Raw genomic sequence first — 25,028 nt, forward strand, 5'->3', positions numbered from 1 at the left:
GTTCAGGCCGGTTCGTTCGTCTTTGCTGTGGCGGCGGCGCGCGCTTCCATCATGGCGATACGGGCGGCATCTTCCTCGGCAATGTTGCGATAGAAGTCGCGCTTATTCTTGAGCCAGAGCAGTTCGAATTCGATCGCCAGTTCCATGCCCGCAGCCGCGCGGCCATCGGTGGCGGTCACCGCGTCAAAGATCACCTTGCGCGTTTCGAAACGGTCCAGACGGCGGGCATAGGCACCGGCCAGCAGCGGAATGGAATCGGGCGACACGCCGCCACCCACCACCAGTTCCAGCCCGCGTGCCTTGGCTTCATCGGCCACAGCGTTGACATAACCGGCCATGTCCTCGCTGTTCACAAAGCTGCGGTCATGGCCCATGGAGCCGGCAAAATCGACGCGGCCAAACACGAAGCCGACTTGGCCAGCTTGCGCCACATCGCCCATGGCCGACAGCTTTTCAAAAGTGCTGATCGTTTCCACATTGAACAGGAAAGCCATGTCGGCCTGTTCATCCTTGGGGAACACTTTGTCCTTGGCGGCAATGAACTTGCTCAGCGCATAGGGCGTTTCCACCATGGGGGCGATGATCATGTCCACGCCAAAGCTGCGGGCCTCGATCAGATCGCGGATCGCCTCGCAACCGCCGATTTTCAGCGCGACCTTCAAGCCAGCGCGGCGGGCCAGTTCTAGCAAGCGCAGGAATTCATCCGAGCGCGTGCCTTCGGCCTCGAATTCCGCCTTGACCGAGAGGAAACCATATTTGGCCTTACCCTCTTCCAGGATCGCCAGCATACGCTTTTCGTAGGTGTTCATAGATGCTCCTGCGACTCTATCTTTGCTTAGCGCTTGCCAGCGACAAAGGCGGCGAGTTGTTCAACAGTATAGGCAAGGTGGTCCTGGGTCAGGCCGGGGAACAGGCCGATCCAGAATGTGTTGGTGGTCACCAGATCGGCATTGGCCAGATCGCCCACCACGCGCACATTGCGACCCTTCATATAGGGCTGGTGCAGCAGATTGCCGCCAAACAGCAGGCGGGTGCCGATCTTCTTTTCATTGAGGAACTGCACCAGTTCCTCGCGGTCCAGACCGCTTTCGGGGCGGATGGTGATGGGATAGCCAAACCAGCTGGGATCGCTGCGCGGAGTGGCCTTGGGCAGGATGAACACATCCTCCAAAGGCTTGAGCAGCTCGCTCAGCGCGGCAAAATTGCGCGAACGGGCATCGATAAACCCGTCCAGACGTTCCAGCTGGGCCAGACCGACCGCAGCCTGCATATCGGTGATTTTCAGATTATAGCCGACATGGCCATAGGTATATTTGTGGTCATAGCCATGGGGAAGCGTGCCCAGCTTGCGGCCAAAACGCTTGCCGCAAGTGTTGTCTTCACCCGGCGCGCACCAGCAATCGCGGCCCCAATCGCGGATCGATTCCACCACGCGCTTCAAACGCGGCTTGTCAGTGAACACCGCGCCGCCCTCGCCCATGGTGATGTGATGGGCGGGGTAGAAGGACAAAGTGCCCAGATGGCCGAAAGTGCCCACCGGCTTGCCATCATAGGTGGCACCCAGCGCGTCACAGGTGTCTTCCACCACCCAGAGGTTATATTTTTCGGCCACGCGCATCACTTCGGCCAGATCAAACGGATTGCCCAAAGTATGCGCAATCATGATCGCGCGGGTCTTGGAGGAGACCGCCGCCTCGATCATTTCCGGTTTGATGTTATAGGTCGGGATATCGACATCGACGAAGACCGGCACCAGCCCATATTGCAGCGAAGGATTGACCGTGGTCGGGAAGCCCGTGGCCACGGTGATCACTTCATCGCCCGGCTTCAGGGCCTCGCTGCGGTGGTAATGCGAGGTGAGCGCGGCCAGAGCCAGCAGATTGGCCGAGGAGCCCGAATTTGTGGTGAGCGCATGGGACACGCCCAGACGTGCGGCCAGCTTCTGTTCGAACTGCGTGTTGTAGCGCCCCGTGGTCAGCCACAGGTCAAGGCTGGCATCCACCAGATTGCGGATTTCGGGCTCGCCCACCACCTTGCCGGACACCGGCACAATGCTTTCGCCTGGCAGGAAAGTACGCGGCGCGTGATAGCGGCGGGCATATTCTTCCGACAGGCGCAGAATGGTTTCGCGCAATTGCGCTTCATCAGCATCACGAACAAGATCGCTCAGGGCCAAATCGCTCAGGGCTGCGGGAGAAAGGGAATCAGGGGAGGTCATGCGCGAGGTTTTGCCCATCAGCCTTGTTGAAAGGAAGTGCGATAATCGGCCAATTGCCGATCAGAAATGAGACGGGCGTCGCCGCCCTGCGCCACGTTCTTGTGCCAATCCACAATCCGGCGCAAGCTTTCGGACAGGCCCCAGACCGGACGCCAGCCCAGCACATTGCGGGCCTTGGCACAGTCGAGCTTCAAAATCTTGGCCTCATGCAGGCCGGAAACCTGTTCGGGCTGGTCCCAACCGTCCATGCCCCAGCCCTGCGTCAATCGGTCGGCAATCCATTTCACAGGCTGCGTATCATCATCGGCGGGGCCGAAATTCCAGCCCTCCGCCGCCCATGCCTGCCCAGCGGCCAGATTTTCCGCGATCAGAAGATAGCCGCCAAGAGCCTCCAGCACATGCTGCCACGGGCGGATCGAATGCGGGCTGCGGATCAGCGGGCGCTGCCCCGCGACCATGGCGCGGATAATATCGGGCACCAGACGATCGAGCGCCCAATCGCCCCCGCCAATCACATTGCCCGCGCGCACGGACGCGAGCAGCGGGCCGCCTTCGGCAAAGAAACTGCGACGATAGGCAGCAATCACCAGTTCGGCCGCGCCCTTGCTGGCCGAATAGGGATCATGCCCACCCATCGGGTCGCTTTCGCGATAGGGCCATACCCATTCGCGGTTCTCATAGGCCTTGTCCGAGGTGATGCAGACGATGGCCTGCAAATCGGGCGCGCGGCGGCAGGCGTCCAGCACATGCACCGTGCCCTGCACATTGGTGGCAAAGGTTTCGACCGGAATGTCGTAGGACAGGCGTACCAAAGGTTGCGCGGCCAGATGGAACACCACTTCGGGGTTGCAACGCTGCATGGCCGCCTCGACCACGCCCATGTCGCGGATGTCGCCCTCGATATGGTCGACCAGCTCGTCGATACGGGCCTGACGGAACAGGCTCACCTCTTCGGCGGGCAGTGACAGGCCGGTCACCTTCGCGCCCATCTGGTGCAGCCACAGGGCCAGCCAGCTACCCTTAAAGCCAGTATGGCCGGTCAGCAGCACCCGCCGCCCCTGCCAGAAAGCCGGATCATGCGTCACAGCCATGCGGCTTACCACTTCTTCCACGGCGCTTTACCCTGCGCCCACAGGCGTTCAAGGTGCTGCTTGTCGCGCAAAGTGTCCATCGGTTGCCAGAAACCATCGTGGCGGAAGGCCATCAATTCGCCGGAATGGGCCAGTGTTTCCAGCGGATAATCTTCCCACACCGTGTCCGGCCCGTCGATCAGGTCGATCACGCTGGGGTCCAGCACGAAAAAGCCGCCATTGATCAACCCGCCATCGCCAGCAGGCTTTTCGCGGAAGCTGGTGACGGCATCGCCATCAAATTCCAGCGCGCCAAACCGGCCCGGAGGCGCCACGGCGGCAATCGTCGCCTTTTTGCCATGTGATTTGTGAAAGGCGATTTCGGCGGCGACATCGATATCCGACACGCCATCGCCATAGGTGAAGCAGAAAGGCTCGCCATCCTTCAGGAATTTGCGCACGCCCCACAGGCGGCCACCGGTCTGCGCGGTAGGGCCGGTATCGACCAAAGTCACGCGCCAGGGCTCGCTTTTCGCCTCGTGTACTTCCATCCGGTTATTGGCCAGATCCAGCGTCACATCCGCCGCATGCAGGAAGTAATTGGCGAAAAATTCCTTGATGACATAGCCCTTGTAGCCAAGGCAGATGATGAAATCATCCACGCCATGCGCGGCATAGATCTTCATGATATGCCACAGGATCGGCATACCACCCACTTCCACCATCGGCTTGGGCCGTACAGACGTTTCCTCGCCCAGACGCGTGCCAAGCCCGCCTGCAAGGATCACCGCTTTTGTCAAAACCCATTCCCCTTGCGCACCCGGATGAACCGGCAAGTTGGCATTGAAACCGCTGTTAAGCCCATGGCCCGCCCCCCGGCGCGCCATCAGGCCGATCCACATGTCGCCTGCCAGCCTTCGCATCCGCCGCCCGATGGCAGCGTTCACGAAGGCCGGTCTCATATGGGAATTCGGATAGTCCGTCAACGCGAGCGGGAAGTCGCATAAGGGACATTCCCTAAAGGTCGAATAGAAAGATCAGCGATTGCAAAGGCTAAGCCTGTTAGCGTGGCTTAATCGCGCAATTCCACCCAGATCGGGGCGTGGTCGCTGGCCTTTTCACGCCCGCGGTGGTCTTTATCCACCCCGCAAGCCACCAGCCTGTCGGCCAATTCGGGGCTGAGCAATGCGTGGTCGATGCGGAAACCATGGTCGCGCTGCCATGCGCCGGCCTGATAGTCCCAATAGGTCCAGATGCCGCCATTGGGGTTGTGGCTGGCAATCGCATCGGTCCAGCCATCATGCAGCAGGCGCAAATAGGCATCGCGCGATTCCGGCTGCATCAGCGCGTCCTCGGCCATGGCCTTGGGGCTCCAGATATCGGCATCGGTGGGGATGACATTGAAGTCCCCCGTAACAATCGCGGGGATTTCCAGAGCCTTCAATTCCGTCATACGGGCGCGCAGACGCTCCATCCAGCGCAGCTTGTAATCAAATTTCGGCCCGGGTTGCGGATTGCCATTGGGCAGATAGATGCCCGCTATCCGCACGCCATGCACCTCGGCCTCCAGATAGCGGCTCTGCTCGTCCTCCGGTTCGCCCGCCAACCCGCGCTGGACCTCCACCGGCTTGACCCCATTGGCCAGAATGGCCACGCCGTTGAAGCTTTTTTGCCCGTGCCAGATCGCGTGATAGCCGATCTTTTCAAATTCTTCGAACGGGAAACCCTCGTCCTGCGTCTTGATTTCCTGCAGGCAGGCCACTGTGGGCCGCGTTTCGGTCAGCCATTCCAACAGGCGCGGCAAACGGGCCTTGATGCCGTTGATGTTGAAGCTGGCGATTTTCATGAAGATGTTCCACGTGAAAAAATTGGACGCTGGGCGCGATCATGCGGCAAGGCCTGATGGCCCCGCGCATAGGTTCAATCGCCGCGTTTACACCGCAAAGCTGGAGCCACAACCGCAGCCGGCCACCGCATTGGGGTTTTCCACTTTAAACGCCGCCCCGCCCAGGCTTTCCACATAATCCACCACACAGCCCGCCACCAGATCGAGGCTGACCGCATCCACCGCCAGCTTCACGCCATCGGTTTCGCTCACCGTATCATCGGCCTCGATCGTCTCGGCCAGACCATAGCGATATTGGAAGCCCGAACAGCCGCCGCCTTCCACGGCCAGACGTAGAATAGCGGGTTTACCCTGCTTTTGCGCGATCCATGCCACACGGGCCGCGGCAGAGGGGCTGAGAGTGACGGCGGGGGAAGTGGTGCTGGTCATGGGACTCTATGTAGGCGCCTGCCCGCTTCCCCGCAAGGCAGGCGCCGGTGATCGGCCTATGCCATCTGGATATAATTGCGCATCGCTTCGGCTTCGCTCTGGATGCGGTCGATGCGATATTTCACAAGGTCGCCGATAGAGATGAAATCGACCATCCGTCCATCCTTCAACACCGGCAAATGGCGCACGCGGCGTTGCGTCATCAGGCCCAGCGCCTCCAGAATATCGGTGCCCGGGTCCACGGTGATCGCGGGCGAGGTCATGATCTGCCCCACGGTCAGATCCAGCAGCGCGGGGCCATGCTCGCTCAACCGGCGGATAACATCGCGTTCGGACAGGATTCCGGCGATGGCATGGCCATCCATGACCGGCAAAGCACCAATTCGTTTATCAGACAGCAAATCCACCGCATCACGCACCGACATGGTGATGGTGGCAAAGGCAACATTTACGTCACGCTTGGCAATCAATTGGGCAATGGTCATGGCTACTCTCCCTGCAGGTCTTATGCCTGTTCATTATGTGCCATTGGGCTTCCTGTTTATCGAAGCTCCAGCGCCGAGTATGACATGGAGCCCCATCGCTGCCTAGCGGAGATATGCGCAGCTTTTGCCGAATTTCGCGGCAATTTGTGCGACAATCCGGCTTTATCCGCGCTTGCGCAGGGGCAGGCAAAGGCGCATGACAGACGCCATGAGCGCCTCACCTTTCGACGATCCCGAACGCGCCGCCGCCGCCTGGGCGCGCTTCCGCCGCATCATGCGCTGGATGTTTCTGGTGACGGTCACCACGGTGATCGGGGCGCTCACCGTGCTTTACCGGCAGGAGGGCATGGTCAGCCCGCATTTCTACATTGCGGTGGCGATTGGGCTGGCCTTTTCCATGCTGCTGATGTCGGCGCTGATGGGGCTGGTGTTTCTGTCCAGCGGCACCGGCCATGACGAAGCGGTGGATGACCGGAACGAGGACTAAGCCGGATTTTTGAGGCGATAATCCTCGACCGGCGTGCCGCCCAGAATATGTTCCTGCAGGATACGTTCCAGCACCGGCGGGGTGCAGGAATGATACCAGACGCCATCAGGCCAGACCACGGCGACAGGGCCGGCAAAACAGACTTTCAGGCAATCGGCCTTGCTGCGATGCACGCCCGCCTCGGACAGGCCCAATTGTTTGCAGCGTTTTTTGAGATAGGCCCAAGCCTCCTTGCCCACCTCGGCCGAACAGCATTCGCCCTTTTGCGGTTCGGCGCAGAGGAAGATGTGGCGCGAAATGCCACCTTGCGCCTTGGCGCCAGCCTTGGCCAGGGCTTCCTGTGCCTTGGCAATGTCTTCGGTTACCGACATGTCCATCGCTCCAGTTGGGCATTGAGCGCTTCGGGCAGGGGCGCGGCTTTGCCATCCTCGACATGGACCACCACCGCATCGGCCAATACCGCAGGTTTCCCATCCTGCACCAACAGATGCAGCAGGCGCATGCTGGTGTTGCCCGCTTTGGCCACGCCGGTGCAGACAGTGATCGGTGCAGGGTAATAGCATTGCGCGAAATAGCTGATGTTGAGTTGCGCAATCATCACCTGCCCCTTGGGCCCCAGCGATTTGGCAAAGCCGCTGGCATGGTGGAAACGCACACGGGCGTCCTCGATAATCGCCGCCAGCGCCACATTGTTCAGATGGTTGTTGGGATCAAGATCGGCATAGCGCGGGGCGATTTCCACCTGATGCGGATAGCGGGCGGGATCGAGCAGGGCGGGATCGGGTTTGGACATGGGGTCAGCCTATCAGCCTCGGCGCGCAGGGTCGAGGGGCAGAATATTTGCGATGGGGGCTTGTCGGAAATGCATTCAAGATATATCTTGTAATGCAACAAACAGCCCTCCCTCCGGCTGCGAACAAGGATAGACCATGACCGATACACCCACCATCCGCCGCATGCGCCATGAAACCTGCCGCCGCGCCCTGACCATTCAGTCGGTTGAGCGTATCACGCCCCACATGCTGCGCATCACGGCCCAAGGCCCTGAACTGGCGGGATTCCACAGCGCATCGCCCGATGACCACATCAAGGTTTTCGTGACCGATGCGCAAGGCCAGAGCGCCATGCGTGACTATACACCGCGCCACCATGATGCGCAGGCAGGCACGCTGACCGTGGATTTCTTTGACCATGAGGCTGGTCCGGCCAGCGCATGGGCGCGTCAGGCCAAGGCGGGCGATACGCTGCATGTCGGCGGCCCGCGTGGATCGCAGGTGATCGAAGGGCCGATCGCGCATTGGTTACTGATCGGCGATGAAAGCGCCCTGCCCTCGATCGGTCGCCGCGTAGAGGAGTTGAGCTCCGATGTTACCGCGACAGTGATTGCCGCCGTTCCCGATGCGGCGGACGAGCAGGTGTTGACCTCCAAAGCCGCGCTGCAAACCCATTGGCTGCATCGCGCTGCCGATCAGGCGACCGATGCCGCGCCGTTTCTGGCCGCGCTGGAGGGGCTGGCTATTGCCCCGCAGACCTTCATCTGGATTGCCGCCGAAGCCGGTGTGGCGCGAAGCCTGCGCGAGGCGCTGTTGGCGCGCGGGATCGATAAGGCTTGGATCAAGGCGGCGGGCTATTGGGTGGCAGGCCAAGCCGATGCCGCCGTCAAAAGCTTTGAAGACGCGGCCTGAAGCCCATAAAAAAGGGGGCGTTTGCCGCGCCCCCTTTGGATCTGGTCAGACCTTCTTGCCCACGATGCGGGCAATTTCATCGGCCACCATCCGTTCGACCATGGCGGGCAGGTTTTTGTCCAGCCATTCGGCCAGAGCCGGACGCAGCAGGTTGCGGGTCATTTCCTCCAGCGAGGTCTCGCCCGAGCGCACAATCTGCGGCTGGGTGCCCGGTTGGGCCATCATGGCCAGCGCGGCCAGGGATTCGCGCATCGAACTACGCGATTCTTCGCGTAGCAGAGCGGGCGCTTCCTCGGCCGTTGCGTCCTCGTGCTGATCGTCGAGGAACTGGGCCGAAAAGGCCAGATCCAGCACATCCTCGGGCAGCGAGGTTTCCTTGGCCATAAATGATTCGTCATCATTCAGCGGATGGAATTGCGGCATGGAGCGATCACCCTGCTGGGCGCGATTATCGCGGGCGATAACTTTCTTAATCGAATCAAGAATTTCTTCGACCGAAGGTTCGCCTTGTTGCCGCATTACACTCGTTCCCATCATGACGATTAAGTAAAAATGCCTAAGTCAAGACATTTATTGGTCACGAGTTGTGCCATTTTGAGCGGGCGTGTCAATGGTGCGCTTGGGCTTTCCACCACCCTGGATCTTGTCACCACCCCAATCGGTATATTCGCGGCGGGCCGAACGGTAATGCTGATCGGGATCATAGAGCGTCCCGCCATCCAGCCCCATATCCTTCGCCTGCGCGCGGCCCATGGTGGATAGCAGCGTGAAACCGGCGACATAGGCATTGCGGCGCGCGGTGACCAATTGCACCTGCGCGTTGATCAATTCCTGTTCGGCGTTCAGGATGTCGAGAATGGTGCGGTTGCCCACGCCGTTTTCCGCCCGCACGCCGCGCAGCGACAATTCGGCAGCATCCACCGCCGTTTGCGTGGCGGTGATCACTTCGTTGGCGGCGCGATAGTTGGAGAAAGCGGCGCGCACATTGGCCACCACCTGACGCTCGGTGGCGATCTGGGTGTCCATCGCCTGACCTTCACGGGCCTGCGCTTGCTTGATCTGGGCACTGGGGCGGCCACCTTGATAGAGCGGCACCGTCAGGCGCAGGCTGACATCCGCCGTGGTGGCCCTTTGTGCGATGGGTACGGGGAAATTGCCACGCAGAGCCAACTGGTCCAGATAATCGACATAATTGGCATTGGCCACCATGCTAAGGCGCGGCAAGCGCGAGGCGCCTGCTACATCCGTATCATAGCCTGCCGCCTTGCTGCGTTCGCGGGCGGCCTGCAAATCGGGATTATGGTCCAGCGCATAGTCCAGCGCCTCTTCTGCCGTAGCGGGCAGGTTGGGCAGCGGCGGCGGCGCGTCGAGCTTGCCCGGAGCGGCACCGATCACCTGAATATAGGTTTCGCGCGCCTGCACCAGACTGGCTTCGGCATTGCGCAAAGTGCCTACGGCCAGAGCCAGACGGGATTGCGATTGCGCCACGTCGGTGCGGGTAACATCGCCGATCTTGAACCGGTCGCTGGTCGCTTTCAGGTTCACTTCCAGCGCCTGCACCTGGTTTCTGTTCAGTTTGACCGTGGCCTCGGTGCGGATCACGTCCAGATAGGCGGTTACCGCCTGCGTGAACACATTGCTCTCCGCCGCAGCCAGATCGCCACGGCCCGCAATCACGCGGGTGTTGGCTGCATTCAGCGCATTGCGCACTGCACCACCATTATACAACGGAATGGTCAAGGTGCCGGTGGCGGAAACCATACGCGGCAAATTGGTGGTCGAGGCCGGATTTTGCCGGACATATTCGGTTTCGCTGGCCGTAGCGCTCAACGAAGGCAGGCCATCGGCGCGCGCCAGTGGCACACCGGCATCCAGAGCGCGCAATTGTTCGCGCGCCGACATCAAGGTCGGATTGGAGCCATAGGCGCTCACCAGAGCATCGCGCAGGCTTTCGGCCTGCGCCGCCGTGGAGCCTGATAAGAAGGCGCCGGTCAAGAAGGCGGGGCCCGATGCAGCCAGCAAAAATTTTCGGCCCATACGGCCCTGCGCCTTCTTGGATGTCACGTTCAGAAGCTCCAGCGTTTCGGGGCTGCCAGTTCGGGAATGGCGGGAATGCCCATTTCCAGCAAAGGCAGATAGGACAGAGCCGAACCGCTCTTGCGGCCCAGCGCGATGCGCGTCACGGTCTTGTTGATCAGACCCGTCACCAGACGGCCATCGGCGGCCAGCGCGTCGATCAGCACGGCGGGGATTTCCTCGGCCGCGCCATCGACCACGATCAGGCTATAGCCGCTGCCGGGCAGACCCTTGGCCAGATCGCCGGCATCCACCGTATCCACCGAACCGGCCAGCTGGCCCAGCAGGGTGGGCAGATATTGGCTACCAACGGTCACGACCAGAACCTTGTCACCCTTCACCGGTTCGGCGGTGGTGACGGCCTTGGCATGATAGAGCGGCGCGGGCAGATAGCGGCCATTGCCCAGCGGCACGGCGCGGTCGATATAGGCGGCGGCGCGGGCTTCTTGCGGAACGAAATCCTCGCGCGCCACGGCGGCAATGGCCGACAGCGCCCAAGGCTCGTTCACGCCGCTGGGGCGCAACTGGCTGTCGATCATGGCGCGGCGGGGAGAGCCGGGTTCAGCACCCTTCGAGGCGTAGTGGATTTCGGTCATGCCTTACTTCCTTGGATTGCATCCTGTATTGCACAGCTAACACACTTGTGCAATCGTCCAGTGCTTCTAAGGCAAGCAGCATAGGGAAGCCAAGCAGTTTCGACGCGCCTTATGGCCGGAATCCGGCGATAAATCCCTTAACGCGCCCCTTGTAACTTTCGTCGGGGTGGTTGGTTAGGTCTTGGCCTGCGCGCGCAATCCTGCTTATGGGGGTGCCAGCGCCTTCACAAGAGGCAGAACATCAGGCCGCAGCGCGCCATCATTTGCGTGTCGGCCATCACGAAAAGGAACGCGAAGTATGGCCGAAATGGTAACCATCCGCGAGGAAGACCTGATCGAGAGCGTGGCCGACGCGCTGCAATATATCAGCTATTACCACCCGATGGATTATATCCGCGCCTTGGGTGAAGCCTATAAGGTCGAGCAAGGCCCCGCCGCCAAGGATGCCATCGCCCAGATCCTGACCAACAGCCGCATGTGCGCGGAAGGTCATCGCCCGATCTGTCAGGACACCGGCATTGTTAACGTGTTCATCAAATGGGGCCAGAACTGCCGTCTGGAATCCGAGATGAGCCTGCAAGAGGTTGTCGATGAGGGCGTGCGCCGCGCCTATAACAACCCCGAAAACAAGCTGCGCGCATCCGTGCTGGCCGACCCTGCCTTTACCCGCCGCAACACCAAGGACAACACGCCCTGCGTGCTGCATGTCGATATGGTGAAGGGCAGCAAGATCCATGTGGACGTGGCGGCCAAGGGCGGCGGCAGCGAAAACAAGTCCAAGTTCAAGATGATGAATCCCAGCGATTCGATTGTTGACTGGGTGATCGAAATGCTGCCCCAGATGGGCGCTGGCTGGTGCCCGCCGGGCATGCTGGGCATTGGCATTGGCGGCACGGCGGAACATTGCGTTCTGCTGGCCAAAAAGGCGCTGATGGAACAGATCGACATGGCGGTGCTGAAGGAACGCGGCCCCCAGAACGATCTGGAAGCTTTGCGCATCGAAATCTTCGACAAGGTCAACGCGCTGGGCATTGGCGCGCAGGGTCTGGGCGGTCTGGCGACCATTCTGGACGTCAAGATCTTGGACGCGCCTTGCCACGCCGCTGGCAAGCCGGTGGCCATGATCCCCAATTGTGCCGCCACGCGCCACGCGCATTTCACGCTGGACGGTTCCGGCCCGACCTATCTGGAAGCGCCCAAACTGTCCGAATGGCCCGAAGTGCATTGGGCCCCCGATGCTGCGGCCAAGCGCGTCAATCTCGACACGCTGACTTCGGAAGAAGTGCAGAGCTGGAAGCAGGGTGACCGCTTGTTGCTCAATGGCAAGATGCTGACCGGCCGCGATGCCGCGCATAAGCGGATCAAGGACATGCTGGCCAAGGGCGAGGAACTGCCTGTCGATTTCAAGGGCCGCGTGATCTATTACGTCGGCCCTGTCGACCCCGTGCGCGACGAAGTGGTTGGCCCCGCTGGCCCCACCACTGCCACCCGCATGGACAGTTTCTCAGACATGATGCTCGACCTTGGCCTGCTGGCCAGCGTGGGCAAGTCCGAGCGTGGCCCCGCCGCCACCCAGTCGATCGCCAACCACAAGTCGGCCTATCTGATGGCGGTGGGTGGTTCGGCCTATCTGGTCGCCCGCGCCATCAAGCAGTCGAAGGTTTTGGCCTTTGCCGATCTGGGCATGGAAGCGATCTATGAATTCACGGTCGAAGACATGCCGGTTACCGTAGCCGTCGATTCCGATGGCAAGAATGTCCACACGCTGGCCCCGCAGGTGTGGAAGGACAAGATCGCCAAGGAAAAGCTGTTGGGGTGATGTAGCGTTGGGGGCTTAAATGCCTCCGGCGGGCAAAGGGATTCATCCCTTTGCAATCCCGATAATGGGTTTGGAGAAGGCCTCGTTGCTGTATGGCGGCGGGGTCTTTTCTGTTTTTAAAGCCTGCGGCGCGGACGGGTAGAGCTGGCCAGCGCCGCAGGCTTTAAGTTTGTAACCTTGCGGATTGGGCACTCCGTCAAATCTTCCACAACGCAAAAAGTCATGGGAGCGCGAGGGACGAGTCCCTCGCATTTTCTCCTAAGCTTGTTTAATCCCCTCCCATGGCCACCCTATTCCACATTTCCGACCTCCATTTTGGCGCCGAGGATCGTTCCGCGCTTGACTGGCTGGAGGCGCAAGTCCGGCATGAAAAGCCCGATGCGATCATCTGCACCGGCGATTTGACCATGCGTGGAACCAAGCGGGAATTTGACGCGGCGGCGGATTATCTGGCCGCGCTGCCGGTGCCGGTAAGCATCGAGCCGGGCAACCATGATATGCCCTATTATCACGAGATGCTGACCCGCCTGCGCCATCCCTTCCGCCGGTTTGAAGCGATGCATAGCCGCGCCCACAGACCCGTGCCTCTGCCCGATGTCTCGGTAGTTTCCATGCCCACGGTTACGCCCGCGCAATGGCGGCTCAATTGGTCCAAGGGCTGTGTGAAGCCCCGCGTTTTGGCGGCGGCCTTACAACAATTATCGGGCGCGGGGCCAGAAGTGCTCAAGCTGGTCGCCTGCCATCACCCTCTGGTCGACGCCGACACCGAAGGCTCCGGCTCCACCCGTGGCGGCACGCAGGCACTGGCTGCGCTGGCGGCGGCGGGGGTGGATGCGGTGCTGTCGGGCCATGTGCATGACCCGTTCGACCTGATGGTCGAAACCGCAAACGGTCCGATCCGCATCATCGGCGCAGGCACTCTATCCGAACGCACCCGCGCCACTGAACCCAGCTATAACCGCCTTGAATGGACGCAGCAGGCGGGCCTGTCGGTTACCGTGCAGGTGGCGGGTTAAGCCTTCTCCGTTGCCGCGATCCAGCCACCGCCCACCACGCGGTCGCCCGCAAAGATGACCGCCGCCTGCCCCGGCGCCACGCCATATTCGGGCGTGGCAAAGCGGATCGTGGTGGGCGCACCCTCGCCCAAAGGCCCGTCGATCACCACCGGCACCGGCTTGGCCAGCGAACGGACCTTGGCGGTCAATTCCGCGCCGACCGGCAGCGGGCCGATGCGGTTGGTGTCCACCAGATGCGCCGCGCCCACGGCCAGCATCCGGCGCGGGCCGACCAGCACCTGCGCCTTGGCGGCATCAATCCCCACAACATAGACCGGCTCTGGCAATCCGCCGATTTCCAGCCCGCGCCTTTGGCCCACGGTGTAATGGATCACGCCCTTGTGCTGACCCAGCACCGCCCCGCTTTCGGCATGGACAATCTCGCCCGCGCGTTCGCCTTCGGGACGGATCTTGCGCACCACGCTGGCATAATCGCCATCGGGTACGAAGCAAATGTCCTGCGAATCGGGCTTGGCCGCGACGCGCAGACCGAAATGCTCGGCCAACATCCGCACTTCCGGCTTGGGGAGGCCGCCCAGCGGAAAGCGCAGGTAATCAAGCTGCGCCTCGGTGGTGGCATAGAGGAAATAGGACTGGTCACGCGCGGGATCGAGCGCGCGGTGCAGTTCCGCCCCTGCCGGTCCCATCGCCCGCCGCACATAATGGCCGGTGGCCAGACAATCGGCCCCCAGATCACGCGCCATGGTCAAAAGGTCGGTGAATTTTGGCCCCATATTGCAACGGATGCAGGGGATGGGCGTCCGGCCGTTGAGATAATCATCGGCAAACAGATCGACCACGCTTTCGCGGAAGGCGCTTTCATGGTCGAACACATAATGGGCAATGCCCAGTCGGTCGGCCACGGCGCGCGCATCGCGGATATCATCGCCCGCGCAGCAGGCGCCCTTGCGCTTCACCGCCTCGCCATGGTCGTAAAGTTGCAGCGTGATGCCGATCACTTCGGCGCCACTGGCAGCGGCGAGTGCGGCCACCACCGAGGAGTCCACCCCACCTGACATGGCGACCACAATGCGACGCGCGGTTAAATTTTTTCCCAGATCGAACAGCGCGCCGGGGTCGGCAAGCGTGGATCCGTTAAGGTTTTGGTCTGGCATAGCGCCCCCATACACGCCCTTGGCCCGGCAACAAACTGCCAGTTTTCATGCGCGGCATGCCCTTATGGTGCAATCCATTGCCGGTTGCTTGCCGGTTTACCTCTCTGACTAAAAGGTAAAGCCGAGCTTTACCGGCTCTTGACCATGTTCGGCGTATAGGACGGGCATGGATATGCATTTCAATATGGGGGTGGCACCCGAACAGTGGAAAGGCATCGGCAATGCGCCGCTGGCCGAGCGCCCGCTGCTATGGGCCGAACTGGCCCCGCGTCTGGCCGCTGCCCATGCGTTCCAGCGCGCGATGGCGCAATCGGGTGTGGACTGGATGACGCCTATGGGCAGTTTTGATCCGGTGGCCGCGCAAAGCCTGATGGATTTTGCCGCCAGTCCGGCCTCGGATTGGTGCGTGGCCTTTCCGCCAAGGTTTTCAGGCCTAGATAAGGGTTATCCTGCCATTAACCCCGTTGTTTCAGGTGATGGAAAACTCGTTTCGGGCAGAGAGGATGGCGTAGCCGGTGCCCCTAAACCGGCCTTCGAGGGTTGATATGATCGAGAACCAGAAAATCCGCCCCGCCATGGTCATTGGCCCCTTGGGTGAACCGCTCACGCTGGACTCCCTGCCCCCGCCCAGCACCACGCGTTGGGTGGTGCGTCGCAAGGCCGAAGTGGTGGCAGCCGTCAATGGCGGGCTGCTTTCCATCGATGATGTTTGCGAGCGTTACGGCCTCACGCTGGAGGAATTTGCCTCTTGGCAGCGTGCGGTGGACCGTTCGGGCATGCAAGGCCTGCGGGTCACGCGCATCCAGCATTACCGCGATTTGTACGAGCGTCAGTTGAAATACTGATACGCGGGGCAAGTTTTGCCGGCATCAATAGGGCGCGCGAGGGGAGTTCCTTCGCGCGCCCTTTGTGTTTTGGTGGTTGGCGGTGTCTGGGGCGCAATATGTCGCTATTTGTCGCTGCCCAAAAGGCTGCTTGCGAGAGGTGCTATACATAGGTAATACGGTGGGGATAACCATGCATGGAATCCTTAGGGGGGAGTCTGTCGGGCATAGGGCCCCGTGATTCGCCGGTAAGGCTTGCCAACAAGATCCGGGTGTTACCGCGATGAATTATGATACGAGACTGGATGCCCAAGCTTTGACCAAAGGCCATGACGCCGATCAGGCCTTGGACGAAGCGCCCCCCTTCCCCGCGCGCAAGGCTATGCTGGCCGTTGGCGTTGCGGTTGTTGCGGTGGCAGGCATCTGGTTTGTCACCCATCGTGATTCCGCGTCATCGAGCGCAGCGCCGGTTAACTCCGCGCCTTTGGTGACCGTGGCGGTGCCCGGCCAGACCCAGATTGCCGGAACGGTCAATGTCAATGGCGCGCTGGCGGCCAAGCATGACATGCCGATTGGCGTGGTGGGCGATGGCGGCACGGTGGTGTCGGTGCTGGTCAATCCGGGCGATTGGGTGCGCAAGGGGCAGGTGCTGGCGATTATCGACCGGCAGGTGCAGACCCAGCAGCAGGCCAATTCTGCCGCCAATGTGGGCGTGGCGCAGGCCGATGCGCGCATAGCTCAGGCCAATCTGGATCGCGGTTTGAAATTGGTGGCCAATGGCTTTATCTCCAACGCCGATATCGACAAGCTGACCGCGGTGCGCGACGCTGCCAACGCCCGCGTCAAAGTGGCGCAGGCGCAATTGGGCGAAGTGCAGGCCCGCCTGCGCCGCCTGACGATTGTCGCCCCTGCCGATGGCTTGCTGCTCGACCGTGCGCTGGAGCCGGGTCAGGTGGTGAGCCCGGGTTCGGGCGTGCTTTTCCGCATTGCCGAACATGGCGAGATGGAAATGCGCGCGCGCCTGTCGGAAACCGACCTGCAACAGTTGAAGCTGGGGCAGGAGGTGAAAGTTTCGCCGGTGGGTTCGGCCAAGCAATTTACCGGCAAGATCTGGCAGATTTCGCCCGTGATCGATCCGGCCACGCGTCAGGGTGTGGCGCGTATCGCGCTGGCCTATTCGCCCGATATACGCCCCGGCGGTTTTGCCAGTGCCGAAATCCGCAGCGGCACAATTTCCGCGCCCTTGCTGCCGGAATCGGCGCTGCAGTCGGATAATGCGGGTAATTATGTCTTTGTGATCAACGGATCGAACAAGGCCGAACGCCGCCGTGTAAAAATCGCGCTGGTGACGGAAAAGGGCGTGGCGATTGCCAGCGGTCTGAACGGCTCGGAAAAAGTGGTCTTGCGGGCAGGCGCTTTCCTGAACGAAGGCGAGACGGTTGATCCCCGCCTTGCCGCCAAACCCTAAGGGTTGAGGAGGCTGCCGCGATGAACTTCCGCAATCTATCCTCTTGGTCGATCCGCCATCCGGTGGTGCCGATCGTGATCTTCACCGCGCTGATGCTGTTGGGTATCATCAGCTTTGCGCGGATGGAGGTACAGAACAACCCTGACATCGACTTCCCCATCGTGATCGTATCGATCACCCAGCCTGGCGCGGCCCCTACCGAAATTGAAAAGCAGGTGACGCAGCGCATCGAAGGCGCGGTGCGCGGCGTGTCCGGTGTCAGCTCGATCAGCTCGACCGCATCGGAAGGCAATAGCCAGACGATGATCGAGTTCCAGCTGGGCGAGGACATTAACGCCGCCGTGGCGGAAGTGAAAAACTCGGTCGACCAGATTCGCGGCAGCCTGCCCGATGGGATTCTGGAGCCGCAGGTCATCAAGATGAAGTCGTCGACCGAGCCCATCGCCTATTTCGCGGTCTCGGCCGACGATATGACGATGGAGCAATTGTCGTGGTTCATTGACGATACCGTGGCCAAGCGTCTGCTGGGCATCGATGGCGTGGCCGAAGTGAAGCGCAATGGCGGGGTCAGCCGCGAGATTCTGGTGACGCTGGACCCTGCCAAAATGCAGGCCTTTGGCGTCACCGCGCCGCAGGTGAACAGCGCCCTTCGCGCGCTCAACATCAATGCCGCCGGTGGCAAGGCCGAGATTGGCGGCACCCGTCAGTCGGTGCGCGTGCTGGGCAATGCGCAGGATGCCTATAGCCTGTCGCAGACCGAGATTCCGCTCAATGGCCGTCCGGTGAAGCTGGCCGATATTGCCACGGTGCGCGATTCCTTTGGCGAGATCACCTCGCTGGGCAAGATCAATGGCAAGCCGGTGGTCAATTTCTCCATCGCCCGTGCGCGCGGCGCGTCGGACGTGTCGGTTTACGACAATTCGATGGCGGAAATGGCCAAGCTGACCAAGGAGCGGCCGGGGGTGCATTTCACCCAGCTGTATACTTCGGTCGATTATACCAAGAAGCAGTATGAAAGCTCGATCGAATCCATGATCGAAGGCGCCGTGCTGGCGGTGATCGTGGTGTTCTTCTTCCTGCGCGACTGGCGCGCGACGGTGGTTTCGGCGATTGCTATTCCGCTCTCGGCCATTCCTACCTTCTGGGTGATGCAGTCGTGGTTCGGCTTTACGCTCAACACTATGTCGCTTCTGGCCTTGGGTCTGGTCGCGGGCGTGTTGGTCGACGATGCGATCGTGGAGATCGAGAATATCGTGCGCCATATGCGCATGGGCAAAACCGCCTATCAGGCCTCGATTGATGCGGCCGATGAAATCGGGCTGGCGGTGGTGGCCACCACTTGTTCGATTGCGGCGGTGTTCCTTCCGGTGGGGCTGATGCCCGGCGTGTCGGGGGCCTTCTTCAAGAATTTCGGCCTGACTGTCGTCGTTTCGGTGATGATGTCGCTGGCCGTGGCCCGCATGATCACGCCGATGGTGGCGGCCTATTTCCTGAAAAGCGCAGGCCATGCCGAACATGGCGGCGGCGTGATGATGGATATGTATCTGCGCGTGCTGCACTGGTCGCTCGATTCCTCGGGGGCGCAGGCCAAAAGGATGCAGTTCCGCAACCAATATGGCCGCCTGACTCGCTGGCTACGCCTGCGCGCCTCCATGCATGACCATCGCATCTGGATGGTGGGCGTGGCTTTGGGCTGTCTGTTGCTGACGGTGGCTTTGTTCGTGGTGCTGCCTTCGTCCATGTTCCCTGACCAGAACGATGACTTTGTGCAGATCCGCGTCGAAATGGTGCCCGGTACCACGATTGCCCAGACCGAGCAGGTGATCGGGCAGGTGGGTGCGATCCTGCGCCAGCAACCCGATGCCGACAAGGTGATGGAGCGCGTGAGCGAGGGCAATGGCCGCGTGATGGTCATGCTCAAGCACAAGCGTTCGATGACCAGCAAGCAGTTCGAACGCGCCATGCTGCCCAAGCTGCAGGGCATTCCCGATGCGCGCATCACCTTTCAGGCCAATACGCGCGGGGGGTCTTCCACTGGTCGCGGGATTGAAGTGATGCTGTCGGGTTCGGACCCTGTGACGCTGGATCAGGCGGCGACCACGCTGGTCGAACAGATGAAGGGCCTGCCCGAACTGGTCAGCCCGCGCATCAGCGGCGATTTGCCGCGCCCCGAAGTGGTGGTCATTCCCCATGCCGATCTGGCGGCCAGCCTTGGCATCACCACCTCCAGCCTCAGTCAGGCGGTGCGTATCGCCACCATGGGCGAGATCGACCAGAACACGGCCAAATTCTCGCTGTCCGACCGTCAGGTGCCAATCCGCGTGCGCCTGCCCGAAGGGGCGCGCCGCGATCTGACCAATATCGCCAATCTGCCGGTGACCACGGCCAGCGGCGGTTCGGTGCCTTTGAGCCGCGTGGCCGATATCACCTTTGGTTCGGGCCCTTCGACCATCCAGCGTTATAATCAGGAACGCCGCATCTTCATCGGCGCGGATCTGGCACGCGGCGTGGTCAAGAGCGAGGCCGAGGCCAAGATCAAGGCGCTGCCGATCATGAAGAACCTGCCCACCGGCGTGACCAACCCGCCCTTTGGCGAGGCCAAGTGGCAGGAGGAAATGATCACCAATCTGGCGCTGGCGGTGCCGGCGGGGATTGGTCTGGTGTTTGCGGTGCTGGTGCTGCTCTATCACCGCGTCATTTCGCCTCTGGTGAATATGGGCTCGCTGTTCCTTGCGCCCTTGGGCGGGCTGTTGGCGCTGGGTCTGGTGGGCATGCCTTTGTCGATGCCGGTCTATATCGGCATTCTGATGCTGTTTGGCATTGTGGCGAAAAACTCGATTCTGTTGATCGATTTCGCCATCGAGGAAATGCAGGCAGGCGCCAACAAGTTCGACGCGATCATCGAGGCGGGCCACAAGCGCGCCCAGCCCATCGTGATGACCACGGTGGCGATGACGGCGGGGATGATGCCGGCGGCCATGTCGCTTTCGGGCGACTCGGCGTTCCGTGCGCCGATGGGCGTGGTGGTGATCGGTGGTTTGACCCTGTCCACCGTGCTGACGCTGTTGATCGTGCCTGCCGCTTTCAGTCTGGCCGATGGTTTTGAAAAGCGGGTCGGCCCTGTGCTGCGCCGCGCCTTGCTGACCTATAAGCCCGAACATGGCCGCGCCAGCGAGCGGGTCAGGCTGGGCGAGGGGGCCGCGCCCGCAGAGTGAGCGTTAAGGTGATCCCTTGGCGCTGGCCCTTTGGGCTGGCGCCCGCCAGCGATGATCGCGCAAGAAAGGCGCGGCTATGGGCCACCACTTTGTTGGGGGCCATGGCTGCGCTTTTTCTGTTGGCGCGCCATTTTGCGTCCGCCTATCCATGGCTATTGGCGGTCCGCGCCTTTGCCGAGGCGGCGATGGTGGGTGGCTTGGCGGACTGGTTTGCGGTGACGGCTTTGTTCCGGCACCCTTTGGGCCTGCCCATTCCGCATACGGCGATTATTCCGGCCAACAAGGATCGTTTGGCCGATGGCATCGCGGCCTTTCTGCGCAGCAATTTCCTGACCGTGCAGGTGGTGACACGGCGTTTGGCGGGGCTGGATGTGGCGGGCGCCTTGGGCCGCTTTCTGGCCGATCCGGCACAGCAGGGCGGCGCCCCCCGTTTGCGGCAGGGGGCGGCCAGTCTGCTGTCCGATGTGCTCCATTCGCTGCCCGGTGAACAGATCGGCGCTATGGCCAAAGCCATGCTGCACCGCCAATTGCACAAGGTCGATCTGGCGCCGCTGATGGGGCAGGTGCTGGAAGCGGCAGTGGCCGACGGGCGGCATCAACCGATGATCGAGGCGGCCCTGCGCTGGGCTGGCCTGACGCTGGAGGCCAATGAGGCTTTGCTGCGCGAGATGGTCCACGCCCGCGCCCATGCGCTGATCCGCTGGACGGGTCTGGATGAGTCGCTGGCCAATGCGGTGCTGGATGGGCTCTATCGCCTGCTGGCCGAGTGTATTGTCGATCCGCAGCATCCCTTGCGGGTCAAGCTGGATGGCTTGCTGGTGCAATGGGCGCAGGATTTGCGGCATGATCCCGAAACGCAGGCCAAAGTGGCGCGGATGAAGGAAGGCGTGCTGGCCCATCCCGCCGTCGCGGCATGGATTGACGGATTATGGCTGCGCGCCCGTGCCAGCCTGCTGGAGGCCACGCAGGCCCCCGAAGCACTGACTACGGGCCGGATGGGGGCAGGGCTGGCCAGTCTGGGCGCGGCGCTGCAACAGGACGTGCGCCTGCGCCAACAGGTCAACCGTTTCTCCCGCCGCACGCTGGCGGGGCTGGCGGTGCGCCATGGAGCGGGGATTGTGGCTCTGGTGTCCGATACGGTGCGGCGCTGGGATGCGGGCACGGTGGCGCTGCGTATCGAGGCGGCGGTGGGGCGTGACCTGCAATTCATCCGCATCAATGGGACGGTGGTGGGCGGGCTGGTTGGCCTTGCGCTTTATGGGCTGGACCATCTGCTCTAGATTCTTTTGCGCCGCCCCTTAACCGGCGCGCCACTTCGCCGCTCTTCAGTCTATGCAGCCATCCGCGCCCATGACGCCCACCACAGGCGAGTTCAGGCAGATATATGCCACAGCGCAAGCGATGAACTGCGCCTGCCGTGGGCGTTGCAAACCGGCCGAGGCGCTGGATTGCCTGTATCGCCGCGCGTTGGACGTGTTGAGCCGTCCCGAAGGCACACAGGGGGCAGGACATAGCCTGTTGCAACCCTTGTCGGTGGTGGTGGGGCAGCAAAAGACGCAGGCAGGGCAAAGGGCCTGTGCGCAATTTGCGGCCATGCTGTCGGCGGGGGATTCGGCGGGTGCGATCGACATTTGCCGCCGCTTGATCGACCCCGACGCCAACTAGGCGTTTTTACGGGATCGGCATCCCGCGAGCTTTCACCAATTCGGTTTACACACCTGCAGGTTAACCACGCCCACAAGGGCGTATCATGGTCAAAGGCGGGGTGGAACGTGTCGCATTTGTCGCAGGCACTGGAGGTAGAGGTTGGTGCGCTGCACGCGGTGCGGCGGCGGGCCGAAGGGCGCGAGATGACCCAGCGGGAAAGGGCGCAGATTGACCGCCATATGGCGCGTTTGCTGCGTTTGCTCGCCCCGCGCATCCGCCATTTCACCCGTGCCTATGGGCTTGTTGATGCCGCCGAGGATGCTCGTCAGGCCTGCGCCATTGGCGTTTTGCGCGCGGTGGACATGTATGATCCGGCCAAGGCCAGCTTTACAACTTTGGTGAATTGGCAATTGCGCGGCGAGTTACAAAGCCTGCGCTATCGCCTGCGGCCCGACCGGCGCATGCCCGCCAAGGCCTTGGGCGCGCGCACCCTGTCCTTGCAGGATGCACAGGCGGAAGGTCTGAATCAGGCCTGGCTGGAGGATGCCGAGGCTTTGGCCCGCGCCGAGGCTTTGGCCGCGCAAGTGCTGGCGCGCCGCGCCTGCGGGCAATTGCTGGACGAACATCTGACCGAGGCGCGGCTTGCCGCCCTGCACCAGATCGAGCGCCGCAGCACGACCCGCGGGCCGGAATGTGTGAAACCAGGCACCGTTGATCCGGACCATCTGGACCGGTTGGACCGCAAGCTGGCGCATGAGCGGCAGATCACTTTTGCCTATTTGCTGGGGCAGGAGGATGATCGCCACGAACAGGATTTGGGCGATGGCGATATGACCGCCGAACAGCGCCGCCAGATCGCCCGTCGCACCATCCGCTCTCTCAGCCGGATCGCGCGGGGCAACCCCCGCTACGATCCGGATGCCGAGAGCGTGGCTTTACCCACGCGGCATTGAAGCGGTTTATTCCAGCTCCAGAATCACCGCATCCACCGCCAGACTTTCGCCCGCCTGCGCATTGACCTTTTTCACCGTGGCCGATTTTTCGGCGCGCAGGATGTTTTCCATCTTCATCGCTTCCACCACGGCCAGCGGCTGCCCGGCTTCCACCTTGTCGCCTTCCTTCACCGCCAGCGATACCAGCAGGCCCGGCATGGGGCAGATCAGGAATTTGGACAGATCGGGCGGGGTCTTTTCCAGCATATGCTGGGCCAAAGGCGCCACATGGGCGGGCAGGATCGACAATTTATGCGCCGCGCCGCGCGTGGTCAGTTTGAGGCCGGTGCGGGTGGGCTCCACCTTGACGGTCAGCACGTCCTCGCCAATCTCGGCCTGCACCAGACGCTCGCCCGGCGTATAGCTCATCGCCAGTTCCACCGCATCGCCATTGACGCTGACGCCGTCCAGATCGACGCTGACGGCAAAGCTTTCGCCGCCCAGCGTGATCACCCATTCGGACGGCGGGGGCAGGGGGCTGTCGGCCAATTGCCCGTTCACCTGCCTTGCGCGGTCGCTGCGTGCCGTGGCGATAAAGCCAGCCACCGCCGCCAGCGAGCGCTGCAATTCCGGCGAAGCGGGTGCGCCGTGGAAGCCTTCGGGATATTCCTCGGCGATGAAGCCGGTGGTCAGATTGCCGCTGCGGAAGCGGGGATGCTGCATGATGGCCGAGACAAAGTCGATATTATGGCCCAGCCCCTCGATCTCGAAAGCATCCAGCGCGGCGACCTGCTTGTCGGCGGCCTCGTCACGGGTTGCGCCCCAAGTGATCAATTTGGCGATCATGGGATCATAGAACATCGACACTTCGCCGCCTTCATAGACGCCATCATCCACGCGCACGCCATCGACACCACGGCGCCCGTTTTCGGCGCCATCGTCGGTCCAGCCCGCCACGGGAGGATTATAACGCGCCAGACGCCCCGTGCTGGGCAGGAAGCCGCGATAGGGGTCTTCGGCATAGACGCGGTTTTCAATCGCCCAGCCATCGATCTTCACATCATCCTGCCCGAAGGATAGCTTTTCGCCAGCAGCCACGCGGATCATCTGTTCGACCAGATCGACGCCGGTGATCGCCTCGGTGACGGGGTGCTCCACCTGCAGGCGGGTGTTCATTTCCAGGAAGTAGAAGCTTTCCCCGCTCTCGTCCGCGCCCGATACGATCAGCTCCACCGTGCCCGCGCTATAATAGCCCACCGCGCGGGCCAGAGCGACGCATTGCTCGCCCATCGCCTTGCGCATCTTGGGCGTAACAAAGGGGCTGGGGGCTTCTTCCACCACCTTTTGGTGGCGGCGCTGGATCGAGCATTCGCGCTCGTTTAGATAGACAATATTGCCATGCTGATCGCCCAGAATCTGGATCTCGATATGGCGGGGGTTGAGGATGAATTTCTCGATGAACACGCGGTCATCGCCAAAGGAGTTCAAGCCTTCACGCTTTACCGCAGGGAAACCTTCGCGCACGTCTTGCTCATTGTAAGCCAGACGCATGCCCTTGCCGCCGCCGCCAGCAGAGGCTTTCATCATTACCGGATAGCCGATTTCCTCCGAAATCCGCACCGCATGGTCGGTATCCTCGATCTCGCCCACAAAGCCGGGGACGACATTGACGCCCGCCGCGCGTGCCAGCTTCTTGGATTCAATCTTGTCCCCCATCGCCGCAATCGCGTTCACCGGCGGGCCGACAAAGGCGATGCCTTCGGCGGCCAAGGCCTCGGCAAAGCTGGTACGTTCGGACAGGAAGCCATAGCCGGGGTGAACCGCATCGGCGCCGGTCTGCTTGCAGGCGGCGATGATCTTGTCCGCAATCAGATAGGACTGCGCGGCGGGCGAGGGGCCGATATGCACCGCCTCATCGGCCATGGCCACGAAAGGCGCGCGGGCATCGGCGTCGGAATAGACCGCAACCGTGGCAATACCCATGGCCCGCGCCGTTTTAATCACGCGGCAGGCAATTTCACCACGATTGGCGATGAGGATTTTCTTGAACATGGCTGGTGC

Annotated in this window: 25 protein-coding genes; 11 read left to right on the top strand and 14 right to left on the bottom strand. The window is 61.8% G+C overall.

All coding sequences use genetic code 11. The annotated features are described in order from the left end of the window. Positions 1-2 precede the first annotated feature (2 nt). From EOE18_RS09875 to EOE18_RS09905, 7 genes are all read right to left on the bottom strand, one after another. The gene (locus EOE18_RS09875; RefSeq protein WP_127708977.1) at positions 3-809 is read right to left on the bottom strand and encodes an aldolase; all 807 of its coding nucleotides are present in this window, start codon (positions 807-809) and stop codon (positions 3-5) included. A 26-nt stretch (positions 810-835) separates the two neighbouring features. Then, positions 836-2,218 carry a lipopolysaccharide biosynthesis protein RfbH gene (gene rfbH, locus EOE18_RS09880; protein ID WP_127708979.1) on the bottom strand — a complete coding sequence of 461 codons (1,383 nt, stop codon included), beginning with the start codon at positions 2,216-2,218 and terminating at the stop codon, positions 836-838. 17 nt (positions 2,219-2,235) lie between these two features. After that, complete coding sequence (gene rfbG, locus EOE18_RS09885) at positions 2,236-3,330, bottom strand: CDP-glucose 4,6-dehydratase (protein ID WP_246027372.1); 1,095 nt, start codon at positions 3,328-3,330, stop codon at positions 2,236-2,238. Next, positions 3,315-4,235 carry a glucose-1-phosphate cytidylyltransferase gene (gene rfbF / locus EOE18_RS09890; RefSeq protein WP_342772657.1) on the bottom strand — a complete coding sequence of 307 codons (921 nt, stop codon included), beginning with the start codon at positions 4,233-4,235 and terminating at the stop codon, positions 3,315-3,317. Before rfbF ends, rfbG begins: the two co-directional genes overlap by 16 nt. A gap of 125 nt (positions 4,236-4,360) precedes the next feature. After that, positions 4,361-5,134 carry an exodeoxyribonuclease III gene (gene xth / locus EOE18_RS09895; protein ID WP_127708981.1) on the bottom strand — a complete coding sequence of 258 codons (774 nt, stop codon included), beginning with the start codon at positions 5,132-5,134 and terminating at the stop codon, positions 4,361-4,363. 87 nt (positions 5,135-5,221) lie between these two features. Beyond that, a complete protein-coding gene (locus EOE18_RS09900; protein WP_127708983.1) occupies positions 5,222-5,563 on the bottom strand; it encodes a HesB/IscA family protein in 342 nt (113 codons plus the stop codon). A 56-nt stretch (positions 5,564-5,619) separates the two neighbouring features. Continuing rightward, positions 5,620-6,048 (bottom strand): CBS domain-containing protein, encoded by a 429-nt coding sequence (locus EOE18_RS09905; RefSeq protein WP_127708985.1) that lies wholly within the window; start codon positions 6,046-6,048, stop codon positions 5,620-5,622. 196 nt (positions 6,049-6,244) lie between these two features. Here EOE18_RS09905 and EOE18_RS09910 point away from each other — a divergent pair, with 196 nt between their 5' ends. Further along, positions 6,245-6,535 carry a hypothetical protein gene (locus EOE18_RS09910; RefSeq protein WP_127708987.1) on the top strand — a complete coding sequence of 97 codons (291 nt, stop codon included), beginning with the start codon at positions 6,245-6,247 and terminating at the stop codon, positions 6,533-6,535. Here the strand turns inward: EOE18_RS09910 and EOE18_RS09915 are convergent. Together EOE18_RS09915 and EOE18_RS09920 are read right to left on the bottom strand one after the other, a co-directional pair. Then, positions 6,532-6,906 (bottom strand): (2Fe-2S) ferredoxin domain-containing protein, encoded by a 375-nt coding sequence (locus EOE18_RS09915; RefSeq protein WP_127708989.1) that lies wholly within the window; start codon positions 6,904-6,906, stop codon positions 6,532-6,534. The genes EOE18_RS09910 and EOE18_RS09915 overlap by 4 nt on opposite strands. After that, positions 6,897-7,328 (bottom strand): acyl-CoA thioesterase, encoded by a 432-nt coding sequence (locus EOE18_RS09920; protein ID WP_127708991.1) that lies wholly within the window; start codon positions 7,326-7,328, stop codon positions 6,897-6,899. The genes EOE18_RS09915 and EOE18_RS09920 overlap by 10 nt, the downstream gene beginning before the upstream one ends. 136 nt (positions 7,329-7,464) lie before the next feature. Between EOE18_RS09920 and EOE18_RS09925 the strand changes: the two genes are divergently transcribed. After that, complete coding sequence (locus EOE18_RS09925) at positions 7,465-8,220, top strand: siderophore-interacting protein (RefSeq protein WP_127708993.1); 756 nt, start codon at positions 7,465-7,467, stop codon at positions 8,218-8,220. Between the two features lie 45 nt (positions 8,221-8,265). Here EOE18_RS09925 and EOE18_RS09930 read toward each other — a convergent pair whose 3' ends face one another. The 3 genes from EOE18_RS09930 to EOE18_RS09940 are packed head-to-tail and all read right to left on the bottom strand — an operon-like array spanning position 8,266 to position 10,892. Then, entirely contained in the window at positions 8,266-8,739 is a 474-nt protein-coding gene (locus EOE18_RS09930) for a DUF2497 domain-containing protein (RefSeq protein WP_127708995.1), read from the bottom strand. Between the two features lie 51 nt (positions 8,740-8,790). Next, positions 8,791-10,257, bottom strand: a complete 1,467-nt coding sequence (locus tag EOE18_RS09935) for a TolC family outer membrane protein (RefSeq protein WP_127708997.1) — start codon at positions 10,255-10,257, stop codon at positions 8,791-8,793. 29 nt (positions 10,258-10,286) lie between these two features. After that, positions 10,287-10,892, bottom strand: coding sequence for a protein-L-isoaspartate O-methyltransferase family protein (locus EOE18_RS09940; RefSeq protein WP_246027373.1), 606 nt, complete (start codon positions 10,890-10,892; stop codon positions 10,287-10,289). 298 nt (positions 10,893-11,190) lie between these two features. On the opposite strand from EOE18_RS09940, the gene EOE18_RS09945 reads away from it, so the two are divergent. Together EOE18_RS09945 and EOE18_RS09950 are read left to right on the top strand one after the other, a co-directional pair. Then, a complete protein-coding gene (locus EOE18_RS09945) occupies positions 11,191-12,711 on the top strand; it encodes a fumarate hydratase (RefSeq protein WP_127708999.1) in 1,521 nt (506 codons plus the stop codon). A gap of 281 nt (positions 12,712-12,992) precedes the next feature. Next, positions 12,993-13,727, top strand: a complete 735-nt coding sequence (locus EOE18_RS09950; protein WP_127709002.1) for a metallophosphoesterase family protein — start codon at positions 12,993-12,995, stop codon at positions 13,725-13,727. On the opposite strand, the gene mnmA is transcribed toward EOE18_RS09950, so the two are convergent. After that, a complete protein-coding gene (gene mnmA, locus EOE18_RS09955) occupies positions 13,724-14,881 on the bottom strand; it encodes a tRNA 2-thiouridine(34) synthase MnmA (protein WP_127709004.1) in 1,158 nt (385 codons plus the stop codon). The two genes, EOE18_RS09950 and mnmA, sit on opposite strands and share 4 nt — an antisense overlap. A 166-nt stretch (positions 14,882-15,047) precedes the next feature. Here mnmA and EOE18_RS09960 point away from each other — a divergent pair, with 166 nt between their 5' ends. The 7 genes from EOE18_RS09960 to EOE18_RS09990 all read left to right on the top strand — a co-directional run bounded on the left by EOE18_RS09960 (position 15,048) and on the right by EOE18_RS09990 (position 22,988). Then, complete coding sequence (locus EOE18_RS09960) at positions 15,048-15,425, top strand: hypothetical protein (RefSeq protein WP_127709006.1); 378 nt, start codon at positions 15,048-15,050, stop codon at positions 15,423-15,425. Position 15,426: 1 nt separating this feature from the next. Next, complete coding sequence (gene sciP, locus EOE18_RS09965; RefSeq protein ID WP_127709008.1) at positions 15,427-15,726, top strand: CtrA inhibitor SciP; 300 nt, start codon at positions 15,427-15,429, stop codon at positions 15,724-15,726. Between the two features lie 262 nt (positions 15,727-15,988). Then, complete coding sequence (locus EOE18_RS09970) at positions 15,989-17,173, top strand: efflux RND transporter periplasmic adaptor subunit (protein WP_127709010.1); 1,185 nt, start codon at positions 15,989-15,991, stop codon at positions 17,171-17,173. 20 nt (positions 17,174-17,193) lie between these two features. Further along, positions 17,194-20,388, top strand: a complete 3,195-nt coding sequence (locus EOE18_RS09975; protein ID WP_127709012.1) for an efflux RND transporter permease subunit — start codon at positions 17,194-17,196, stop codon at positions 20,386-20,388. Between the two features lie 101 nt (positions 20,389-20,489). Next, complete coding sequence (locus tag EOE18_RS09980) at positions 20,490-21,668, top strand: DUF445 domain-containing protein (protein WP_127709208.1); 1,179 nt, start codon at positions 20,490-20,492, stop codon at positions 21,666-21,668. 70 nt (positions 21,669-21,738) lie between these two features. Further along, a complete protein-coding gene (locus tag EOE18_RS09985) occupies positions 21,739-22,053 on the top strand; it encodes a hypothetical protein (RefSeq protein ID WP_127709014.1) in 315 nt (104 codons plus the stop codon). A gap of 107 nt (positions 22,054-22,160) precedes the next feature. Further along, positions 22,161-22,988: a sigma-70 family RNA polymerase sigma factor gene (locus EOE18_RS09990; RefSeq protein ID WP_127709016.1), complete on the top strand. Its 828-nt coding sequence runs from the start codon at positions 22,161-22,163 to the stop codon at positions 22,986-22,988. 6 nt (positions 22,989-22,994) lie between these two features. On the opposite strand, the gene EOE18_RS09995 is transcribed toward EOE18_RS09990, so the two are convergent. Further along, on the bottom strand, positions 22,995-25,019 hold the full coding sequence (locus EOE18_RS09995) for an acetyl-CoA carboxylase biotin carboxylase subunit (protein WP_127709018.1): 2,025 nt from the start codon (positions 25,017-25,019) through the stop codon (positions 22,995-22,997). Positions 25,020-25,028 lie beyond the last annotated feature (9 nt).

Source organism: Novosphingobium umbonatum (genome assembly GCF_004005905.1).
GTDB classification, from domain to species: domain Bacteria; phylum Pseudomonadota; class Alphaproteobacteria; order Sphingomonadales; family Sphingomonadaceae; genus Novosphingobium; species Novosphingobium umbonatum.